Source organism: Micromonospora sp. WMMD737, assembly GCF_049179055.1.
GTDB classification, from domain to species: domain Bacteria; phylum Actinomycetota; class Actinomycetes; order Mycobacteriales; family Micromonosporaceae; genus Micromonospora; species Micromonospora reichwaldensis.
Genome location: NZ_JBMHMH010000001.1, coordinates 5,996,646 through 6,014,163, shown reverse-complemented (window position 1 = coordinate 6,014,163; position 17,518 = coordinate 5,996,646). Strand labels below are relative to the sequence as shown.

Annotated in this window: 16 protein-coding genes; 6 read left to right on the top strand and 10 right to left on the bottom strand. The window is 74.0% G+C overall.

Translation table 11 applies throughout. The features are described from left to right. Nucleotides 1–3 precede the first annotated feature (3 nt). Nucleotides 4–453: a metallopeptidase family protein gene (locus ACN27A_RS26825; protein WP_089001916.1), complete on the top strand. Its 450-nt coding sequence runs from the start codon at nt 4–6 to the stop codon at nt 451–453. A gap of 35 nt (nt 454–488) precedes the next feature. On the opposite strand, the gene ACN27A_RS26820 is transcribed toward ACN27A_RS26825, so the two are convergent. The 4 genes from ACN27A_RS26820 to ACN27A_RS26805 all read right to left on the bottom strand — a co-directional run bounded on the left by ACN27A_RS26820 (nt 489) and on the right by ACN27A_RS26805 (nt 5,589). Further along, nucleotides 489–746, bottom strand: coding sequence for a WhiB family transcriptional regulator (locus tag ACN27A_RS26820; protein ID WP_088980572.1), 258 nt, complete (start codon nt 744–746; stop codon nt 489–491). A 659-nt stretch (nt 747–1,405) separates the two neighbouring features. Beyond that, on the bottom strand, nt 1,406–1,924 hold the full coding sequence (locus ACN27A_RS26815) for a hypothetical protein (protein WP_421457327.1): 519 nt from the start codon (nt 1,922–1,924) through the stop codon (nt 1,406–1,408). A 31-nt stretch (nt 1,925–1,955) separates the two neighbouring features. Beyond that, nucleotides 1,956–4,454 (bottom strand): bifunctional FO biosynthesis protein CofGH, encoded by a 2,499-nt coding sequence (locus ACN27A_RS26810; protein WP_421457326.1) that lies wholly within the window; start codon nt 4,452–4,454, stop codon nt 1,956–1,958. A gap of 184 nt (nt 4,455–4,638) precedes the next feature. After that, the gene (locus ACN27A_RS26805; protein ID WP_421457325.1) at nt 4,639–5,589 is read right to left on the bottom strand and encodes a hypothetical protein; all 951 of its coding nucleotides are present in this window, start codon (nt 5,587–5,589) and stop codon (nt 4,639–4,641) included. 99 nt (nt 5,590–5,688) lie between these two features. Between ACN27A_RS26805 and cofD the strand changes: the two genes are divergently transcribed. Both cofD and ACN27A_RS26795 read left to right on the top strand, forming a co-directional pair. Continuing rightward, the gene (gene cofD, locus ACN27A_RS26800; RefSeq protein ID WP_421457324.1) at nt 5,689–6,636 is read left to right on the top strand and encodes a 2-phospho-L-lactate transferase; all 948 of its coding nucleotides are present in this window, start codon (nt 5,689–5,691) and stop codon (nt 6,634–6,636) included. Continuing rightward, on the top strand, nt 6,633–7,721 hold the full coding sequence (locus ACN27A_RS26795; protein ID WP_421457323.1) for a coenzyme F420-0:L-glutamate ligase: 1,089 nt from the start codon (nt 6,633–6,635) through the stop codon (nt 7,719–7,721). Before cofD ends, ACN27A_RS26795 begins: the two co-directional genes overlap by 4 nt. Before the next feature lie 50 nt (nt 7,722–7,771). Here the strand turns inward: ACN27A_RS26795 and ACN27A_RS26790 are convergent, their stop codons facing one another. Together ACN27A_RS26790 and ACN27A_RS26785 are read right to left on the bottom strand one after the other, a co-directional pair. Further along, nucleotides 7,772–8,776 (bottom strand): ArsR/SmtB family transcription factor, encoded by a 1,005-nt coding sequence (locus ACN27A_RS26790; protein ID WP_421457322.1) that lies wholly within the window; start codon nt 8,774–8,776, stop codon nt 7,772–7,774. A gap of 281 nt (nt 8,777–9,057) precedes the next feature. Further along, complete coding sequence (locus ACN27A_RS26785) at nt 9,058–10,092, bottom strand: hypothetical protein (protein WP_421457321.1); 1,035 nt, start codon at nt 10,090–10,092, stop codon at nt 9,058–9,060. Between the two features lie 39 nt (nt 10,093–10,131). On the opposite strand from ACN27A_RS26785, the gene ACN27A_RS26780 reads away from it, so the two are divergent. Next, a complete protein-coding gene (locus ACN27A_RS26780; RefSeq protein WP_421457320.1) occupies nt 10,132–10,791 on the top strand; it encodes an NUDIX hydrolase in 660 nt (219 codons plus the stop codon). Here the strand turns inward: ACN27A_RS26780 and ACN27A_RS26775 are convergent. Beyond that, complete coding sequence (locus ACN27A_RS26775) at nt 10,760–11,851, bottom strand: mannose-1-phosphate guanylyltransferase (protein WP_421457319.1); 1,092 nt, start codon at nt 11,849–11,851, stop codon at nt 10,760–10,762. The two genes, ACN27A_RS26780 and ACN27A_RS26775, sit on opposite strands and share 32 nt — an antisense overlap. Nucleotides 11,852–11,912: 61 nt before the next feature. Further along, nucleotides 11,913–13,058: a glycosyltransferase family 4 protein gene (locus ACN27A_RS26770; protein WP_311414325.1), complete on the bottom strand. Its 1,146-nt coding sequence runs from the start codon at nt 13,056–13,058 to the stop codon at nt 11,913–11,915. A 148-nt stretch (nt 13,059–13,206) separates the two neighbouring features. On the opposite strand from ACN27A_RS26770, the gene ACN27A_RS26765 reads away from it, so the two are divergent. Beyond that, nucleotides 13,207–13,896, top strand: a complete 690-nt coding sequence (locus ACN27A_RS26765) for a TIGR03089 family protein (protein WP_421457318.1) — start codon at nt 13,207–13,209, stop codon at nt 13,894–13,896. 186 nt (nt 13,897–14,082) lie between these two features. Here ACN27A_RS26765 and ACN27A_RS26760 read toward each other — a convergent pair whose 3' ends face one another. Both ACN27A_RS26760 and ACN27A_RS26755 read right to left on the bottom strand, forming a co-directional pair. Then, nucleotides 14,083–16,101, bottom strand: a complete 2,019-nt coding sequence (locus ACN27A_RS26760; protein ID WP_357576420.1) for an acetoacetate--CoA ligase — start codon at nt 16,099–16,101, stop codon at nt 14,083–14,085. 207 nt (nt 16,102–16,308) lie between these two features. Then, nucleotides 16,309–16,827 (bottom strand): acyl-CoA thioesterase, encoded by a 519-nt coding sequence (locus ACN27A_RS26755; protein WP_132233514.1) that lies wholly within the window; start codon nt 16,825–16,827, stop codon nt 16,309–16,311. Between the two features lie 23 nt (nt 16,828–16,850). On the opposite strand from ACN27A_RS26755, the gene ACN27A_RS26750 reads away from it, so the two are divergent. Next, complete coding sequence (locus ACN27A_RS26750; RefSeq protein ID WP_327030523.1) at nt 16,851–17,513, top strand: hypothetical protein; 663 nt, start codon at nt 16,851–16,853, stop codon at nt 17,511–17,513. Nucleotides 17,514–17,518: the final 5 nt, after the last annotated feature.

The following is a 17,518-nucleotide window of genomic DNA, read 5'->3' as shown; positions in this document are numbered from 1 at the left end:
CTCATGACGAGCCCGGAACACCGCCGCCCCGGCCCCGGCCGGCGCGCCCACCGCGACCGGCACGGGCGCGGCCTGCGCGGGCGGCTGGTGCCGGCGACGGTGCCGTTGGCGCGTACGAAGGCGGAGATCTTCGACGACCTGGTGCTGGACACGGTCGAGACCCTCGAACGGCGGTTCGCCAAGGAACTGGCCGGGGTCGAGTTCGCGGTGGAGGACGTTCCGCCGGACCTCAACGTCTACGACTCCGATGTGCTGGAGGACGGCGAGGTGCCGCTCGCCCGGCTGCTGCCGGGTCGCCCCGGCCGGCAGGAGGTGCCCCCGCGGATCGTGCTCTACCGCCGGCCGTTGGAGTTCCGTGCGATGGACCGCGAGGACCTCGCGGATCTCGTGCACGACGTGATCATCGAACAGGTGGCCAATCTGCTCGGGGTGGACCCCGACGAGTTGGCCTGAGCCGGGCGGCCCCCACCGCCCCGGCCCGGCAAGGCTCAGGCGACCCGCCGCTTGAGCTTGCGCCGCTCCCGCTCGGAGAGCCCGCCCCAGATCCCGAACCGCTCGTCGTGGCCGAGAGCGTATTCGAGGCATTCCGTCTTCACCTCGCAGCGCGAGCAGATCCGCTTCGCCTCGCGGGTCGAGCCGCCCTTCTCGGGAAAGAACGCCTCCGGATCGGTCTGGGAGCAAAGCGCCCGCTCCTGCCACTCCGGCGCGTTTCCGAGCAGGTCGGCCACCTCAAGCTGGCCGTCCATCAGATGCCTCCTTGTCGCGCACCGGCGTCATCGCCGCTGCAACCCCCCACGCGGAAGGCGTGCTTGTCCGTACGGTCCCGATTTGTTGCGTTCCGCGCGAACAACCCCATTCAAATTACACGCGTGTAATGCGTGCGCCGTCAAGCCGCACTTGATAATGGAGTCGTCCTCCCGACAACACTCCGGACGGCCACCCGGCCACCCGGCCTCGCAACCTGCCCTATCGATTCAGACCCCGGCCGAGTAACGCCCTCTCCGGCGAGTTGCCCGAGTTTTCTCCCGTGGCGCTCCCCCGCCGACCCGACGGGGCAGGCCGATGAGGACGCTCGGAAGTCACCCACCACGATTCGTTGATCTTGGTGGGGCACAGGTTAACCCGAGTTACCGCCGACCGCCCGCCGAGCGGGCGGCGACGCCGGTTCCGCTTCCACCATGTGGACGGTCATGTCGGCGGACCCAGGCCCGCCACCCCGCCCGTAACCGATGGCGCACTGCTCGATCGGTCGAATTCGGCGATCACTCCATGCGCGACGGAAATCCCGCCGATGGGCCGATCCGTCCCACCAGTCGGTATGCGGATCGGGACGCGGCACCGTGCTGCGATTCCAATGGCGGACTGCCGTCGAGCGGGACCACCGTCAGGGCGCCGCTGGCCGGGCTCATGACGCTGGCGACCTCAGTTTCTGGATGGTGGGGTTGCCCTCAAGACCGGGCACCTCAACGATGAGCCGCTGATAGACGGATTCCCGGAACGTCGCGAGCGCCGGAACGAGCTGCTGTCTCGACACCTGCGCGCTCTCCGAGCTCACGGACGGCCTGACCGAGATGACCGGACCCGGACCCTCAAGACGCACGACCTTGGAACTCTCCGTGAAGCCGAACGCCGCGTCCTCGCCGGACGAGAGTCGCCCCTCGGCGTGTCGCAGGGCCAGGGCCAGATCGACCAACGTCACGTGGCCCACCTTCGAGATGACCGTCATGTCGTCGATGGCGAAGTCCACCTGCGCCCCGAAATACTTGTAGCGGAGATCCATCTCGGAGACGGTGGCGGGATCGGACCCGTCCCGCAGCCGCCACGTCTCCCGCCAGGCGGACCCCGGCTTTGGAACGGAAAAATCCAGTTGAATCACTTCTGCCTCCGGCTGCCCAGCGCCTAGCATGAAAAGGCCGTCCGCCATCGCGGGATCCAGGCTACGTGAGGCTCGATGCCTATCGGCCGTACGCCGTCGTGCGCCTGCGGGCCGGTCGTCCGGCGGCCGTCGCGATGGCGATCAACTGTTCCTCGGTACGGGCCGAGCCGTTGCCGGAGCCGGCCATCCGGGAGATCGTCTCCTCCATCAGCGTGCCGCCCAGGTCGTTGCAGCCGCCCCGCAGCATCGCCGCCGTGCCCTCGTCGCCGAGCTTCACCCAGGAGCACTGGATGTTGTCGATCCGGCCGTGCAGCAGCAGCCGGGCCATCGCGTGCACGACCCGGTTCTCCCGCCACGTCGGCCCCGGGCGGGCGATGCCGGCCAGGTAGATCGGCGCGTTCGTGTGCACGAACGGCAGCGCCACGAACTCGGTGAACCCGCCCGTACGGTCCTGCAGCCCGGCCAGCACCCGGAAGTGCGCGAGCCACTGTCCGGGGTGGTCCACGTGGCCGTACATCATGGTGGAGCTGGACCGGATGCCCAGCTCGTGTGCCGTGCCGACCACGTCGACCCAGGCGGCGGCCGGCAGTTTGCCCTTGGTGAGCACCCAGCGCACGTCGTCGTCGAGGATCTCCGCGGCGGTGCCCGGGATGGTGTCCAGGCCGGCCTCGCGCAGCCCGGTCAGCCACTCCCGCACCGACACGCCGGCCTTCGCGGCGGCGGTGACGATCTCCATCGGCGAGAACGCGTGCACGTGCATCCCCGGCACCCGCGCCTTGATCGCCCGGACCAGGTCGGCGTAGACGGTCACCGGCAGCTTCGGGTCGATCCCGCCCTGGAGGCAGACCTCGCTGGCACCGGCCGCCCACGCCTCCTCGGCCCGGTCGGCGACCTGGTCCACCGACAGCCGGTACGCGTCGGCGTCCCGCTCCCGCTGGGCGAAGGCGCAGAACCGGCAGCCGACGTAGCAGACGTTGCTGAAGTTGATGTTGCGGTTGACCACGTACGTCACGTCGTCGCCGACCGCCGCCCGGCGCACGTCGTCGGCGAGCCGGCACAGCTCGTCGAGCGCCGGCCCGTCGGCGGCGAACAGCGCCAGCGCGGCATCGGCGTGCCGGGGCTCCAGCAGCGCCGCCGGGTCGTCGGCCGCCAGCCGCAGCCCGGCCCGCAGGTCGCCGTCGGTCCCGCCCCCGCCGCCGGTGGTGACCTTGCCGGCCACCTCGGACCAGTCGCCGTAGACGTGGTCGAAGTCGCCACGCCGGTCGCCGGTGCGCCCGGTGGTGTCGATCGTGGCGTGCAGGTCGGTCCGGCCGCCGTACGTCTCGTCGGGCTCCTGCCAGGGCCGGCCCACCGGACGGGCCTCCTCCACGGCCAGCCCCGTCGCCGGGTCGGCCAGCGCGCCGACGTGCGGCAGCAGGCGCGGGTCCAGCCACGGGTCGCCGGCCCGCACGTACTCGGGGTAGATCGTCAGCCGCTCGCGCAGGGTGAAGCCGGCCTTCTCCGTGTGCCGGGCCAGCTCGTCGATCTGCGGCCAGGGGCGCTCCGGGTTGACGTGGTCCGGCGTCAGCGGGGACACCCCGCCCCAGTCGTCGATGCCGGCGCGCAGCAGCAGGTCGTACTCGCCCGCGATGAGGTTCGGCGGGGCCTGGATCCGGGCCTTCGGCCCGAGCAGCACCCGGGCCACCGCCACCGTGGCGGCGAGGTCGTGCAGCTCCGCGTCGGGCATCCCGCGCATCGCCGTGTCCGGCTTCGCGCGGAAGTTCTGCACGATCACCTCCTGGAGGTGGCCGTACTCGCGGTGCGCCCGGCGGATCGCGAAGATCGCGTCGACCCGCTCGGCCGGGGTCTCGCCGATGCCGATCAGGATGCCGGTGGTGAACGGCACCCCGACCCGGCCCGCGTCGTCGAGCACCCGCAGCCGTACCGCCGGTTCCTTGTCCGGCGAGCCGAAGTGCGGGCCGCCCGGCTCCGACCACAGCCGGGTCGCCGTGGTCTCCAGCATCATCCCCATGCTGGGCGCGACGGGCTTGAGCCGCTGCAACTCCGACCAGGACAGCACGCCCGGGTTCAGGTGCGGCAGCAGCCCGGTCTCCTCCAGCACCGCCACCGCGCACGCGCGCAGGTAGTCGAGGGTCGAGTCGTAGCCGCGCTCGTCCAGCCACTGCCGGGCCGCCGGCCAGCGCTCCTCCGGCCGGTCGCCGAGCGTGAACAACGCCTCCTTGCAGCCCTGCGCCGCGCCCGCCCGCGCGATGGCGAGGACCTCGTCCCGGTCGAGGAAGGCCGCCGGCAGCCGGTGCGGCACGGTCGCGAAGGTGCAGTAGTGGCACCGGTCCCGGCACAGCCGGGTGAGGGGAATGAAGACCTTCTTCGAGTACGTGACCACGCCCGGCCGCCCGGCCTCGCGCAGCCCGGCGTCGCGCACGGCGCCCGCCACGTCGAGCAGCTCGTCCAGCGCCCCGCCCCGGGCGGCCAGCAGCGCGGTGGACTCGTCGACGTCGAGCGCCCGCCCGCTCGCGGCCCGGTGCAGTGCCCGCCGCACGCTCGCATCGGTCGGGCCGGGCACGGTGCGATCAACCATCCGCCCAGCCTAGGCGCTCAACCGCCCCGTCCCACCTCACCCACCCGGCCCACACGGTGACCCAGCGCACTCCACCCCCACGCCGCTCCCCGCGCACAGTTGGGTGGGACGGGGCAGTGGGGGTGGGACGGCGAGCGCCCCGCACGGGAGCCGTGCGGGGCGCTCGGGTGAGGCGGGGTCGCGGTCAGCGCGGGGCGTCGGGGCTCTCGCCGGGGTTGATGCGCTGGGTCCGGTCGGTCTCGTCGGCGGCGGGACGCGGGATCGCCTGGGTGGGCTCCGCCGGCTCGACGGGCTGGCGCGGGATCGCCTGCGTGGGGTCGGCCGAGGGCGGCTGGCCGAACGGCGGGGCGCTCTGCGGCTGGCCGAACGGGGGCGCGGACTGCGGGGCGGGAGCGGCCGGGGGCGCGGACTGCGGGGCCGGGGGCGCGGACTGCGGGGCCGGTGCGAACGGCGAGCCCGGCTGCGGGCCGCCGGCGTACGGCGCGGGCTGCTGACCGTACGGGGCGCCGTAGGGGCCCGGCGCCTGCCAGCCGCCCTGCTGACCGGGAACCTGCTGACCGGGGACCTGCTGGCCCGGGCCGGGGTAGCCGCCCTGCTGCTGGGGCCAGCCGGGCTGCGGCTGGCCGTACACGCCGGGCTGCGGCTTCGGCTTCGGCACGTAGTAGAGGGTGCGCCAGACCTTGAACACGACGTACGCGGCGACGGCGAACAGCGCCAGCCAGGCCACGCGGCTCAGCAGGCCCAGGAAGGCGTCGAGGATCTCGCCCTCGGCCAGCCGGTCGACCGTCCAGAAGAGGAAGGTCAGCCCGCCGAACAGCGCGCTGACGGCGTACTCGCCCAGGGCTACCTGGGTGATCAACTTCGCCTTCGGCACCGGGGGCTTCACGTGCGTGGCGAGCAGCACGGCCAGCAGCGGCAGGAATACCGACTCCACGCCGACGAAGGCGAAGAAGGCGCTGCCCGCCCGGCCGCCGATCGTGCTGTACTCGGTGGGCGTCACCAGCCGGATCAGGCCGACGAAGAGGAACACGGCGTTCGCGCCGAGGAGCACGAAGGCGGCGAGTTCACGCAGCGGCTTGGTCAGTTGGCTGGCCTGCGTCGCGTCGGTGGACGCGGGCTCGGCGGGGCTGGTCACGGGATCCCCCTCGGGGCGAATGCGGACAGTTGCCGACGTGAGCCTAGTCTCCCGGCCCACGCGCGGACCGGAGGCGGCCCGTGCGCGAGGATGGGCGGCATGCGCATCGTGGTTCTGACGGGCGGCATCGGAGGTGCTCGCTTCCTGGTCGGCGTGCGGGCGTACGCCCGGGAGGTCGGCGCCGAGGTGACCGCCGTGGTCAACGTCGGCGACGATCTGCTCCTGCACGGGCTCAAGGTCTGCCCCGACCTGGACAGCGTGATGTACACGCTGGGTGGCGGCGCGGATCCGGAGCGGGGCTGGGGGCGCGTCGGCGAGAGCTGGACGGTCAAGCAGGAACTGGCCGCGTACGGCGCCGAGCCGAGCTGGTTCGGGCTCGGCGACAAGGACATCGCCACCCACCTGGTGCGGACCACGATGGTCAACGCCGGCTACCCGCTGCACGCCGTCACCGAGGCGCTCGCCGCCCGCTGGCAGCCCGGCGTACGCATGCTGCCGGCGACCGACGACCGGCTGGAGACGCACGTGGTGGTGGACCTCGACGGCGGCCAGCGGGCGATCCACTTCCAGGAGTGGTGGGTACGCCACCGCGGCGACGTCCCCACCCACCGGTTCGTCTTCGTCGGCGCGGAGGCCGCCCGGCCGGCGCCCGGCGTGCTGGAGGCCGTCGCCAAAGCCGACGTGGTGCTGATCGCGCCGAGCAACCCGGTGGTGAGCGTCGCCCCGATCCTGGCCGTGCCCGGGCTACGCGAGGCGGTCTCCGACGGCCCCGCGCCGGTGGTCGGCGTGTCGCCGATCATCGGCGGCGCGCCGGTGCGCGGCATGGCCGACCGCTGCCTGGCGGTGCTCGGGGTGGAGTGCAGCGCGGCCGGCGTGGGCCGGCTCTACGGCGGCCGGTCCGCCGGCGGGCTGCTCGACGGCTGGCTGGTCGCCGAGGAGGACGCCGGCACGGTGGTGCCGGAGGTGACGGTCCGCGCGGCACCGCTGCGGATGACCGACGAGGCGGCGACGGCGGCCATGGTCCGCGCCGCGCTGGAGCTGACGTGAGGCTTGAGATCCTGCCGGTGCCGGGCATCGGCCACGTGTCCGAGGGCGACGACCTGGCGGCCCTGATCGCCACCGCCGCGCCCTGGTTGCGCGACGGCGACGTGCTGGTGGTGACCAGCAAGATCGTCTCGAAGGCGGAGGGGCGCCTCGTCGACGTCCCGGCGGACGGGCCCGAGCGGCTCGCCGCTCGGGACGAGGTGCTCGCCGCCGAGACGGCGCGGGTGGTGGCCACCCGGGGCGCGACCCGGATCGTGCAGACCCACCACGGCTTCGTGATGGCGTCGGCCGGCATCGACGCCTCGAACGTCGACAAGACCCGGCTGGTGCTGCTCCCCGAGGACCCGGACGCCTCCGCCCGGGCGCTGCGCGCCGCGCTGCGCGAGCGTCACGGCGTGGACGTCGCGGTGATCGTCAGCGACACGATGGGCCGGCCCTGGCGCAACGGGCTCACCGACGTGGCGCTCGGCGTCGCCGGGATGGACGCGATCCGCGACCACCGGGGCGAGGTCGACCCGTACGGCAACGAGCTCCAGCTCACCCAGATGGCGGTGGTGGACGAGCTGGCCGGCGCGGGCGAGCTGATCAAGGGCAAGTGTGACCAGATGCCCGTCGCGGTGGTGCGCGGCTACCTCACCGCGCCCCGGCCCGACGACGGCGTCGGCGCGTCGGCGCTGGTCCGGGACGCGTCGATGGACCTCTTCTCGCTGGGCACCGCCGAGGCGAGGGCCGCCGGGCTGGCCGCCGCCGCCACCCTGCCGGACGGCCCCAACCCGAGCCCGCCCGACCCGGAGGCCGTACGCCGGGCGATCGGCACGGTCGCGGGCGTGGTCGCGCCCGGCACGGTCTTCAGCCTGGTCGCCGACGAGGAGGCCCACGCCGGGCTGACCTCCCGGGTGCCCGGCTGGCCGGCGGAGGCGACGACGCTGGTGCTCGGTTCCCCGGCCACCCCGGCCGGCCCGGTCGACCTGGTCCGCTTCGGCGCCGACCTGCAACGCCTCCGCGCCGCCCTGGCGGCCGAGGGCGTCGCCTCCCTGCTGCTCCCCCCGCCCCCGGGCACCACCGCCAGCGCCGCGCTCGCCCTCTGACGGCACCCGGGCGGACAGGGGCCGGAGCCGGCTGACGGCAGCGGGCGCGCTCAGGAGTTGAGCATCGCCCGCCCCAACGGGGTCAGGGTGTGCAGGACGGTGTTGCGGTCGCGCTGGCTGACCAGCAGGCCGGCGTTGCGCAGCACGGTGGTGTGCTGGCTCGCGGCGGCGGCCGAGATGTTGAGCCGGCGGGCCACCTCGCCGGTGGTGCAGCCGTCGTCGCTGGCCGCCAGCACGGCGGCCCGGGTCCGGCCGAGCAGCGCGGCCAGCGCCTCCCGCCCCGGATCCGACGCACCGGGGCCGCCGCCCTCGCCGGGGGCCGGCAGCAGGCCGCCGAGCCGGTCCACCGGATAGACGAGGACCGGGGGCAGCGCCGGATCGAGCAGGGCCACCGGCGTGGCCGCGCAGAAGAACGACGGCACCAGCAGCAGGCCGCGCCCGCCCAGGTGCAGCTCCCGGCTGTGCGGGTAGTCGCGGATCTCCAGGACGCCGTCCTCCCAGCGCATGGCGGGCCGCATGCTGGCCAGCAGCCCCTCCACCCCGCCGTCGAGCAGGGCGCGGGCCCGCCGGGCCCGGTCGGCCTCCACCGCGGCCTGGATCCGGGTCCAGTACGGGTCGATCGCCAGACCCCGGTAGCGCTCCATCGCGCCGGTCAGACCGCGCAGGATGTCCGGCTCCCCCCGGGCCAGCGCCCCCGCGCCGACGGGCAGGGCACTGTTGGCGGCGAGCAGCGCCAGGTCGCGTTGCAGCAGGGCCGTGGGGGTGCTGCGGACCGCCTCCATGCCGGCGTCGAACCCCGACATGCTCTCGTACGGGGTGAGGAAGTCGGGGAAGTAGCCGCGGGGCGGGTTGAGCGTCAGCAGGAGGCGCAGCCCCGCCGAGTCGCTGACCTCGCGCAGCCCCTGCGTGACGCTACGCCGCCAGCCCGCCAGCAGCGGATCCCGGCCACGGCCGGGCAGCAGGTGCAGGCTGAGAACCAGCTCCCACACCGGATCCGCCGCCGGAGCCACCCGGGTCCGGAGGATGTCCTCGGCGGAAAAGTAGATCTTCAGCATGGACGGCTCCCGCGTCGCCCGGCAGAGGGGATGCCTGGCAACCGTTTGCACTGTACCTGGCCGGCACTTATCTCCGTCTTTAAGCGTGGACTGAAAGACCTCGACGCCTCCGGGGGCCGTTCGGCATGCTCTCACTGCCCGTACACGGGGGCGGGCACGTCACCCGACGCGCCTGGAAACGGGCACCCGGGGGGCGGGGAGAGACCGGCGACCGGGCGGCACCACGAGGGTCTGCGGGCCTGTTCCGCGGAGGTGTCGTCCGGCCGCCGGTCCACCACAGCTCAGGCGACCCAGAGCGCCACCCGATGGTCCTCGTCGGTGACGTAGAAGCTCTGCCCGTCCCACTCGGCCACCCCCTCCACATGGTGGAACGGCGCCAGGTCGGCCACCAGCTCGCCGGGGACCAGGTACTCGTCGCCCGGTGCGGAAAACCGCACGTGCCGGGAGGTGACCTCGCCGCCGGACGGATGGTCGTCGAGCAGCACCGAGCCCTTGCCCAACGCGTCGATCGACCCGACGATCGCCGCGTAGCCGCCGTCGTCCGTGGGCGTGATCGCCCGGAAGCCGGCCAGCGCGCCGGGCGGCGTCACCCCCGTCAGGACGTACGCCCCAGCCGCCCGCGGCCAGCTCGGCGCCGGGTCGAACATCTCCGGCACACCGGTCAGCTCGACCAGGATCGGCTCGCCGTCGGCGGTGACCGGGAACCGCAGTCCGAGCAGGACCCCGCCGGCCGGCGTGAAGGCCGCCGCCTCCACGTTCAGCGGCAGGTCGTCGGGAACGAGCCGGCTGACCCACCCCTTCGACCGGGCGGTGCCCCGGGCGACGGTCTCCCCGATGAACCGGGCCCGCACCCGCTCGCCCGGCGGCAGCGGGGTGAACGCCGCCTTGAGCAGGGCGTCGTTGACCGCCCGGTGCAGCCGGAACCGGTTGCGGACCACCTGCACCGGCAGGGGGCCCGCCGCCGCGTCGTCCTCGCGGAACCGGGCCACGAAGGCGCGTCGCGGGCGCAGCGGCCCCGCCTTCGACCCGAAGTGGGACCCGAAGACGTACACCCAGCCGTCGTGGTGGGCGAGCGCCTCGCCGTCCTCCGTGCGGCCGTTCTCGGCCCCGGCGTCGGCGGCCACGTGGTGGGCGACCCAGCGGCCGTCGTCCAGCTCCAGCAGCAGGGCCAGGCAGTGCTCCACCGGCCCCTCGTCGAGCACGGTCCAGAAGCCCCGCCGGGCACCGTGCGCCCGCAGCAGCGGCACGGAGCGCACCGGCAACAGATCGCTGGCCTCGTTGCCGGCCACGACGAACTCCAACAGACGCAGGGTCACCGGGCCAGGGTACGAAGCGTCGGCTCGTACAGTGTCGACATGGCCGACTTCCCCACCGCCGCCTCCCGACCGTCGGACGCGGAGCCGCGCGCGGCCGCGCCCGCCGGGACGGACGAGGCGCGGCACGCCGAGGTGTACGCGGCCCTGCACGCCGACGCCGTCGCGACGCTGAGCCGGTGGGAGCCGACCGGCCCGGCCGCCGCCGAGGCCCGCGACCGCACGGTCGCGCTGCTGGCCGCCGGGCCGGTGGCGATGAGCCGGGCGCACCGGCCGGGGCACGTCACGGCGAGCGCGCTGGTGCTCGACGCCACCGGGTCGCGGGTGCTGCTCTGCCTGCACGGCAAGTTCCGGCGGTGGGTGCAGCTCGGCGGCCACTGCGAGCCGGCCGACCGGACCCTCGCCGCCGCCGCCCTGCGCGAGGCCGGCGAGGAGTCCGGCATCGCCGGCCTGCGGATCGACCCCGTCCCGATCGACGTCGACATCCACCCGGTGAGCTGCCAGGGCGGCTCGCTGCACTACGACGTGCGCTTCGCCGTGCTCGCCCCGGCCGACGCCGTGGAGCGGGTCAGCGAGGAGTCCGAGGCGCTGGGCTGGTTCCCGCCGGACCGGCTGCCGGAGCCGCTGGCCGGCGGGACGGCGCACCTGGTCGCCCCGGCCCTGGCGACGCTCAGACGAGCCCCTCTTCGCCCCGTTCCTTGAGCTCGTCGACGACCTTCTTCACGTCCTGCGCCCGGTCGCGGGGGCAGACCAGCAGCGCGTCCGGGGTGTCGACGATGACCAGGTCGCGCACGCCGACGGCGGCCACCAGCCGCCCGGAGTGGGGCACCAGCACCAGTCCGGCGCTGTCCCGCAGCAGCACCCCCGGTTTGGCGTCGGCGCCGAGCACCACGTTGCCGTCCGCGTCGGCGGGCAGCACCTCGCCCAGGGTGTGGAAGTCGCCGACGTCGTTCCAGCCGAAGTCGCCCGGCACGGTCGCCACCCGGCCGGCGGTCGCCGCGCCCTCCATCACCGCGTAGTCGACGGAGATCTTCGGCAGCGTCGGCCAGACCGTGCCGAGCACGTCGTCCTGCTCCTCGGTGCCCCACGCCTCGGCGATCGCCACGATCCCGGCGTGCAGGGCGGGCTGCTGGCGGGCAAGCTCGGCGAGGAACACGTCGACCCGCCAGACGAACATGCTGGCGTTCCAGAGGTGCCGCCCGGAGCGCAGGTACGCCTCGGCCACCTCGGCGCTCGGCTTCTCCTTGAACTCGGCCACCGGCCGCAGCGGGCCACCGTCGACCGGGTCGCCGGTCTGGAGGTAGCCGTAGCCGGTCTCGGCCCGGGTCGGGGTGATGCCGACCGTCATCAGCAGGCCCTGCTCGGCGCCGCGTACCGCCTCCCGGACGACCTCCCGCCAGCGCTCCGGGTCACCGATCAGGTGGTCCGCGGCGAAGGAGCCCATCACCGCCTCCGGCTCGCGCCGCGCGATGACCGCGGCGGCCAGGGCGATCGCCGCGCACGAGTCCCGGGGCGAGGGCTCGACCAGGATGTTCTCCTCCGGCAGCCCGGCGAGCTGGCGCGCCACCGCCGTCACGTGCGCGGTCCCGGTGACCACCAGGGTGCGTTCGGCGGTGGTCAGCGGACCCAGCCGGTCCACCGTCGCCTGGAGCAGCGAGGCGGCGGAGCCGGTCAGCGGGTGGAGGAACTTGGGATGGCCGGCGCGGGACAGTGGCCACAATCTCGTGCCACTGCCACCCGCCGGGATCACGGCGTAGATCACCCGCACATCATGCCCGATTCGCCTGACCGGGGACGCATTCTCGCGCCGCCCGCCACGGCGGTCAGGCCCGGGCCCGGCTCCAGGCGGCGATGTGCACCTCGGCGCTGGACTCCCAGGTGAACTCCTTGGCCCGGTCGAACCCGGCCTTGGCCAGGGACAACCGCCGCTGCTCGTCGTCGAGCAACGCGGCCAGGTCCGTGGCGATCTGGTCGGGCGCCTCGCTGGTGTACGCGACCGCGTCGCCGCCCACCTCCGGCAGCGACAGCCGGGGCGTGGTGAGCACCGGGGCGGCGCACGCCATCGCCTCCAGGATCGGCAGGCCGAAACCCTCCCCGTAGGAGGGATAGGCGGCCACCAGCGCCCCGCCGAGGAAGCCGGGCAGGTCCGCGTAGCGGAGATAGCCGGGGCGGAGCAGCCGCAGGTGCGACGGGACCTCCGCCACCGCACGGTCGATGTCGTCGTCGTGACCCTGGCCGCCGGCGATCACCAGGGCCGGCGGATCCGCCCGCTCGGCCACCGCGCGGGCCCAGCCGCGGATCAGGTTCGGCACGTTCTTGCGCGGCTCCTTGGCCCCGAGGAAGGCCACGTAGTTGGTGCCGCCGAGCCCCAACCGGGCCCGGACCCGGGCCTTCTCCTCGTCGCTGGGCGCGTGGAAGGCCGCGTGGTCGACGCCGTGGTAGGCCACGTCGATCCGGGTGGGGTCCGCGTCGAGCAGCCGGATCAGCTCGTCCCGGGTGGCCTTGCTCGGCACGATCACCCGGTTGGCGCGGCGCAGCGACGTCTTGATCGCGCTGCGGAAGAAGGTGCGCCGCGACTTGTCGTAATGCTCCGGCTCGGTGAAGAACGTCGCGTCGTGCACGGTCACCGTGACGGGGCAGCCGGCGCGCAGCGGACAGGTGTAGAAGGGCGAGTGGAGCACCTGCGCGCCCACCTGCTGGGCGAGCAGCGGCAGGCCGGTCTGCTCCCAGGCGAGCCGGGCGGGGCGGTGCGCGACGGCCGCCGGGGCCGGGACGATCTCCGCACCGGGCAGCATCCGGGTGTAGCGCTCCAGGTCGGTACGCAGGCAGACGACGGCCAACTCCACCCCCGATCCGCACACCTTGCCGAGGGCGCCGAGCAGGCCGTCGACGTATCGACCGACACCACCACGGTCGACGGGGACACTCGTGGCGTCGATGAGCACGCGGGGCGGGCGGCCGGCGGTCACGGGGCGACTCCTTGAACTGACGGAACTGTGGGGAACAACACTCCGGCAAGCCTACGCCGGAGCCCGGCGCGGACGCTGACTGCGACCCGACCGTATGCCGACTTGTGGCCGTCATCTGGTACGACCGGTGGGCGTATCGTTCGCGCTGATGGCCGAGAACATTGCCCGGGTCTTCGCCGCCGCGATCGCGGCCGATCCGACCCGACCGCTGCTGACCTGGTACGACGACGCCACGGGCGAACGGACCGAGCTCTCCGGGGCCACGCTGGCGAACTGGGTGGCCAAGACGGCCAACCTGCTCGTCGACGAGGTGGCCGTGGGCCCCGGCGACGTCGCCGGGGTGTTGCTGCCCCCGCACTGGCAGACCGCCGCGGTGCTGCTCGGCTGCTGGTCGGCGGGGCTGACCGTCGCCGACACGCCGGGCGACGTGGACGTGCTCTTCACCGCCGCGACCCGGGTGGCCGAGGCCGACGCCTGGTCGGCGGGCGAGCGGTACGTCCTCGCCCTCGACCCGTTCGCCCTGCCGATGCGTCAGGTGCCGCCCGGCTTCGCCGACTACGTGTCGGAGGTACGCGCCCACGGCGACCACTTCAGCCCGTACGCCCCCGGCGGCCCGGGCGAGGCGGCGCTGCTGGGCCGCGCGACCGCCCGCGCCACGGAACTGGGCATCGCCTCGGGCGACCGGGTCCTGATCGACACGGGGAGGTATCCCGATCCGGTCGACTGGCTGCTCGCCCCGCTGACCGCCACCGCCACCACGGTCCTCTGCGCCAACCTGGACCCGTCCACCCTCCCCACCCGCACCACCACGGAACGGGTAACCCGCCCCCTCCCCTGACCCCCGCCCCTCCCGCCCCTCCCGCCCCTCCCCATCTCGGCGTCGATCATAGAGTTGTGGTGGACGGAAGATGCCGTTACGCCCCTTTCGCGGGGCACCACAACTGCATGATCGACGCGCGCCGGCGCGGCCACGCGCGGCCGGGCCCGGGCGGGGGTGGGGGGAGTGGGGTGGGAGGGGTGCGGGTCAGGGGCGGGGGGTGCGGGTCTGGGCGAGGGTGGCGAAGGCCGTGAGGGACTCCGGGTTGGCCAGGGCGCCCCTGGCCGCCGCCGAGTCCACCGGGGTGCCCGTGAGGATCTTCTTCACCGGCACCTCCAGCTTCTTGGCCGACAGGGTGCGCGGCACGGCCCGTACCTGGTGGATCTCGTCCGGGACGTGCCGGGGCGACAGCGCCGTACGCAGCTCGCGGCAGATCTTCTTCCGCATCGCGTCGTCCAGCTCCAGGCCCTCGGCGAGCACCACGAACAGCAGCAGCTCGCCGGCGCCGCCCTCGTCGTCCTCCAGGTGCACGACCACCGAGTCGACGACCTCGTCGAGCCCCTCGACCACCGAGTAGAACTCGGCGGTGCCGAGCCGCACGCCGCCCCTGTTCAGGGTGGCGTCGGAGCGGCCCGTGATCACGCAGCCGCCCCGGTCGTTGATGGTGATCCAGTCGCCGTGCCGCCAGACGCCCGGGTAGAGGTCGAAGTACGCCTCGCGGTAGCGGGTGCCGTCCGCGTCGTTCCAGAAGCCGACCGGCATGCTCGGCATCGGCTCGGTGATCACCAGCTCGCCCAGCTCGCCGACGACCGGCGTGCCGTCGGCCGAACGGGCCTCCACCTTGGCGCCGAGCGCCCGGCAGGTGATCTCACCGGCGTGCACCGCCAGCAGCGGCACGCCGCCGACGAAGCCGGTGCAGACGTCCGTGCCGCCGGAGAGCGACTGGAGTTGGAGGTCGTCGCCGACCGTCTCGTACACCCAGGTGAAGCCCTCGGCGGGCAGCGGCGCGCCGGTCGAACCGACCCCGCGCAGCGCGGACAGGTCGGCGGTCTCCTTCGGCACCAGCCCGGCCTTGCGGCAGGCCAGCAGGAACGGCGCGGACGTGCCGAAGTACGTGGTGCCGGTCTCCCCGGCCAGCCGCCACAGGGCGCCCAGGTCGGGGTGGCCCGGGTTGCCGTCGAAGAGCACGATTGCCGCACCCACCGCCGGCCCGGAGACCAGGAAGTTCCACATCATCCAGCCGGTGGTGGTGAACCAGAAGAACCGGTCCGCCGGGCCCAGGTCGTGGTGCAGGGCGAGCATCTTCAGGTGCTCCAGCAGGATGCCGCCGTGGCCGTGCACGATCGGCTTCGGCAGCCCCGTGGTGCCGGAGGAGTAGAGCACGTAGAGCGGGTGGTCGAAGGGGACCGGCGTGAAGGTCAGCGGCTCGTCGGTGTCGGCGGCCAGCTCCGACCAGGCCAGCGCGCCCTCGAACGCGCCCGCCGGCCGGTCCGGAGCGTCGCCGGACGGCGCGGTGGCCGGATCCCCGGCCGGGTCGAGGTAGGCGATGCCGACGGTGTGCTTCACCGACGGCAGGGCGGCCCGGATCGCGGCCACCTCGCCGCGCCGGTCGACCGGCTTGTCGCCGTAGCGGTAGCCGTCCACCGCGACGAGGACCTTCGGCTCGATCTGCTGCCACCGGTCGGTGACGCTGCGGGTGCCGAACTCCGGCGCGCATGAGGAGAAGATCGCGCCGAGGCTGCTGGTGGCGAGCAGCAGCACGTACGTCTCGGGGATGTTGGGCGCGTAGGCGGCGACCCGGTCGCCGGCGGTGACGCCGAGCCGGCGCAGCCCGGCGGCCACCCGGCGGACCTGCTCGCGCAGCTCGGCGGCGGTGAGGGTGACCGGCGCCCGGGTCTGGCCGTGCGCGATGACCACCGGGTCGTCGTCGGCCAGGCCCGGCATCCGCAGCACGTTCTCGGCGTAGTTGAGGGTGGCGCCGGGGAACCACCTGGTCCCGGGCATCCCCCGGCCGCTCAGCGTGGCGGTCGGCGGGGTGTGCGCGACCACCTCGAAGTGGTCCCAGACCGACCGCCAGAACGCGTCCAGGTCCGTGACCGACCAGCGCCACAGCTCGTCGTAGTCGGCGAAGTCCAGCCCCCGGTGCTCGCGCAGCCAGCGCAGGTAGCTTCCGATCCGGGACCGCTCGCGTACGTCCGCCGGCGGCGTCCACAGCACGTCACCCACTGCTCCACCCTCCCCTGGCCCCGCACGACACTGTGAAATGGGCCGTGGCGCCATCTTGCCCTACCTCAGAGCGCCATTCTCCGTACCCGACCTCCGTCGGCGCACGTGCCGGACCCACATGCCCTACCGCCCTGCTGTGTGTGCCGCGTCAGGAAGGGCACCTTCCTAGCGTTTTCTGTAGCGGAAGGCGCCCTTCCTTACACCCGGTCAGCCGGCGCGGTGGGCCTGGATGGCGCGGCGGCGGGCCAGCCGGTGGGCGCGGCGGATCTCCGCCTCCCGGAACCGGCGCTCGTCCTCCGGGCCCTCCGGCAGCACCGGCCGCACCGCCCGCGGCGCGCCGCCGAGGTCGACGCCCACGAAGACCAGGTACGCCGTGGCCACCCGCACCGGCTCGTCCTCGGCCGAGTCCCACCGCTCGGCCACCACCCGGACGCCGACCTCCATCGAGGTCTGCCCCGTCCAGTTCACCTGGGCGTGCGCGTGCAGCAGGTCACCGACCCGGACGGCCTCGGTGAAGACGATCTCGTCGATGGCCGCGGTGACCGCCGTGCCGCCGCTGTGCCGGGCCGCGGCGGCCCCCGCCACGTCGTCGATGAACTTCATCAGCACCCCGCCGTGCACGGTGCCGTAGAGGTTGACGTCGACCGCGGTCATGATCCGGCTCAGGGTGACCCGGGAGTAGGAGGTCGGCTTGCCGGCCGGCGCGGTGGAGGGGTGCTCGGTCATGTCGGAAACGGTACGGTGCGCGGATGCGACATCTCTGGAGCTTCCTCGCGGGGTTGGTGGTGGCGCCCGTCACGTGGGTGCTGGTCACCCTCGGGCAGGACGGGTCGGCGGGCACCGTCGACCGTTGGGTCGAGATCGGCACGTCGAACTCGGCCAATCTCATCGAGCCCGCCGTCTACCTCGCCGTCGGCGGGGTCCTGCTCGGCCTGCTCGGCACGCTGCGCACGTCACCGCTCGGCCCGCTCGTGGCCGGGCTGCTGCTCGCCACCCCGTACGTGGCGATGTTCGTCGCGCCCTTCGAGGTGCGGGACCGCATCCCGGACGGCTGGAAGGTCTTCGGCGACCCCCTGCCGCTGCACCTGCCGGTGGAGAACGGCACGCTCTTCCTGATCGGCCTGCTGCTGGTCGTGGCCACCTTCAGCGGGCAGCGCTGGCGGCGGTGGCCCCGACCGGCGGTCGAGCCGACGCCGGCGCCCGCCGAGGGGCCGGAGCGCAACGACTTCACCCTGACCGACTGGCCGCCGGCCGAGCCGACCGACCGGGACACCGCCCCGCCGAGCCTGGGCTACCCGGACCCGACGCCGACGGAACCGCTGCCGCGCCGCACCGGCGGAGGGTCGCCGTGGTCGGCGCCGCCGCGCACCGGCAACCGGCCGGAAGAGGACACGACGACCGAGATCCGGTGACGCCC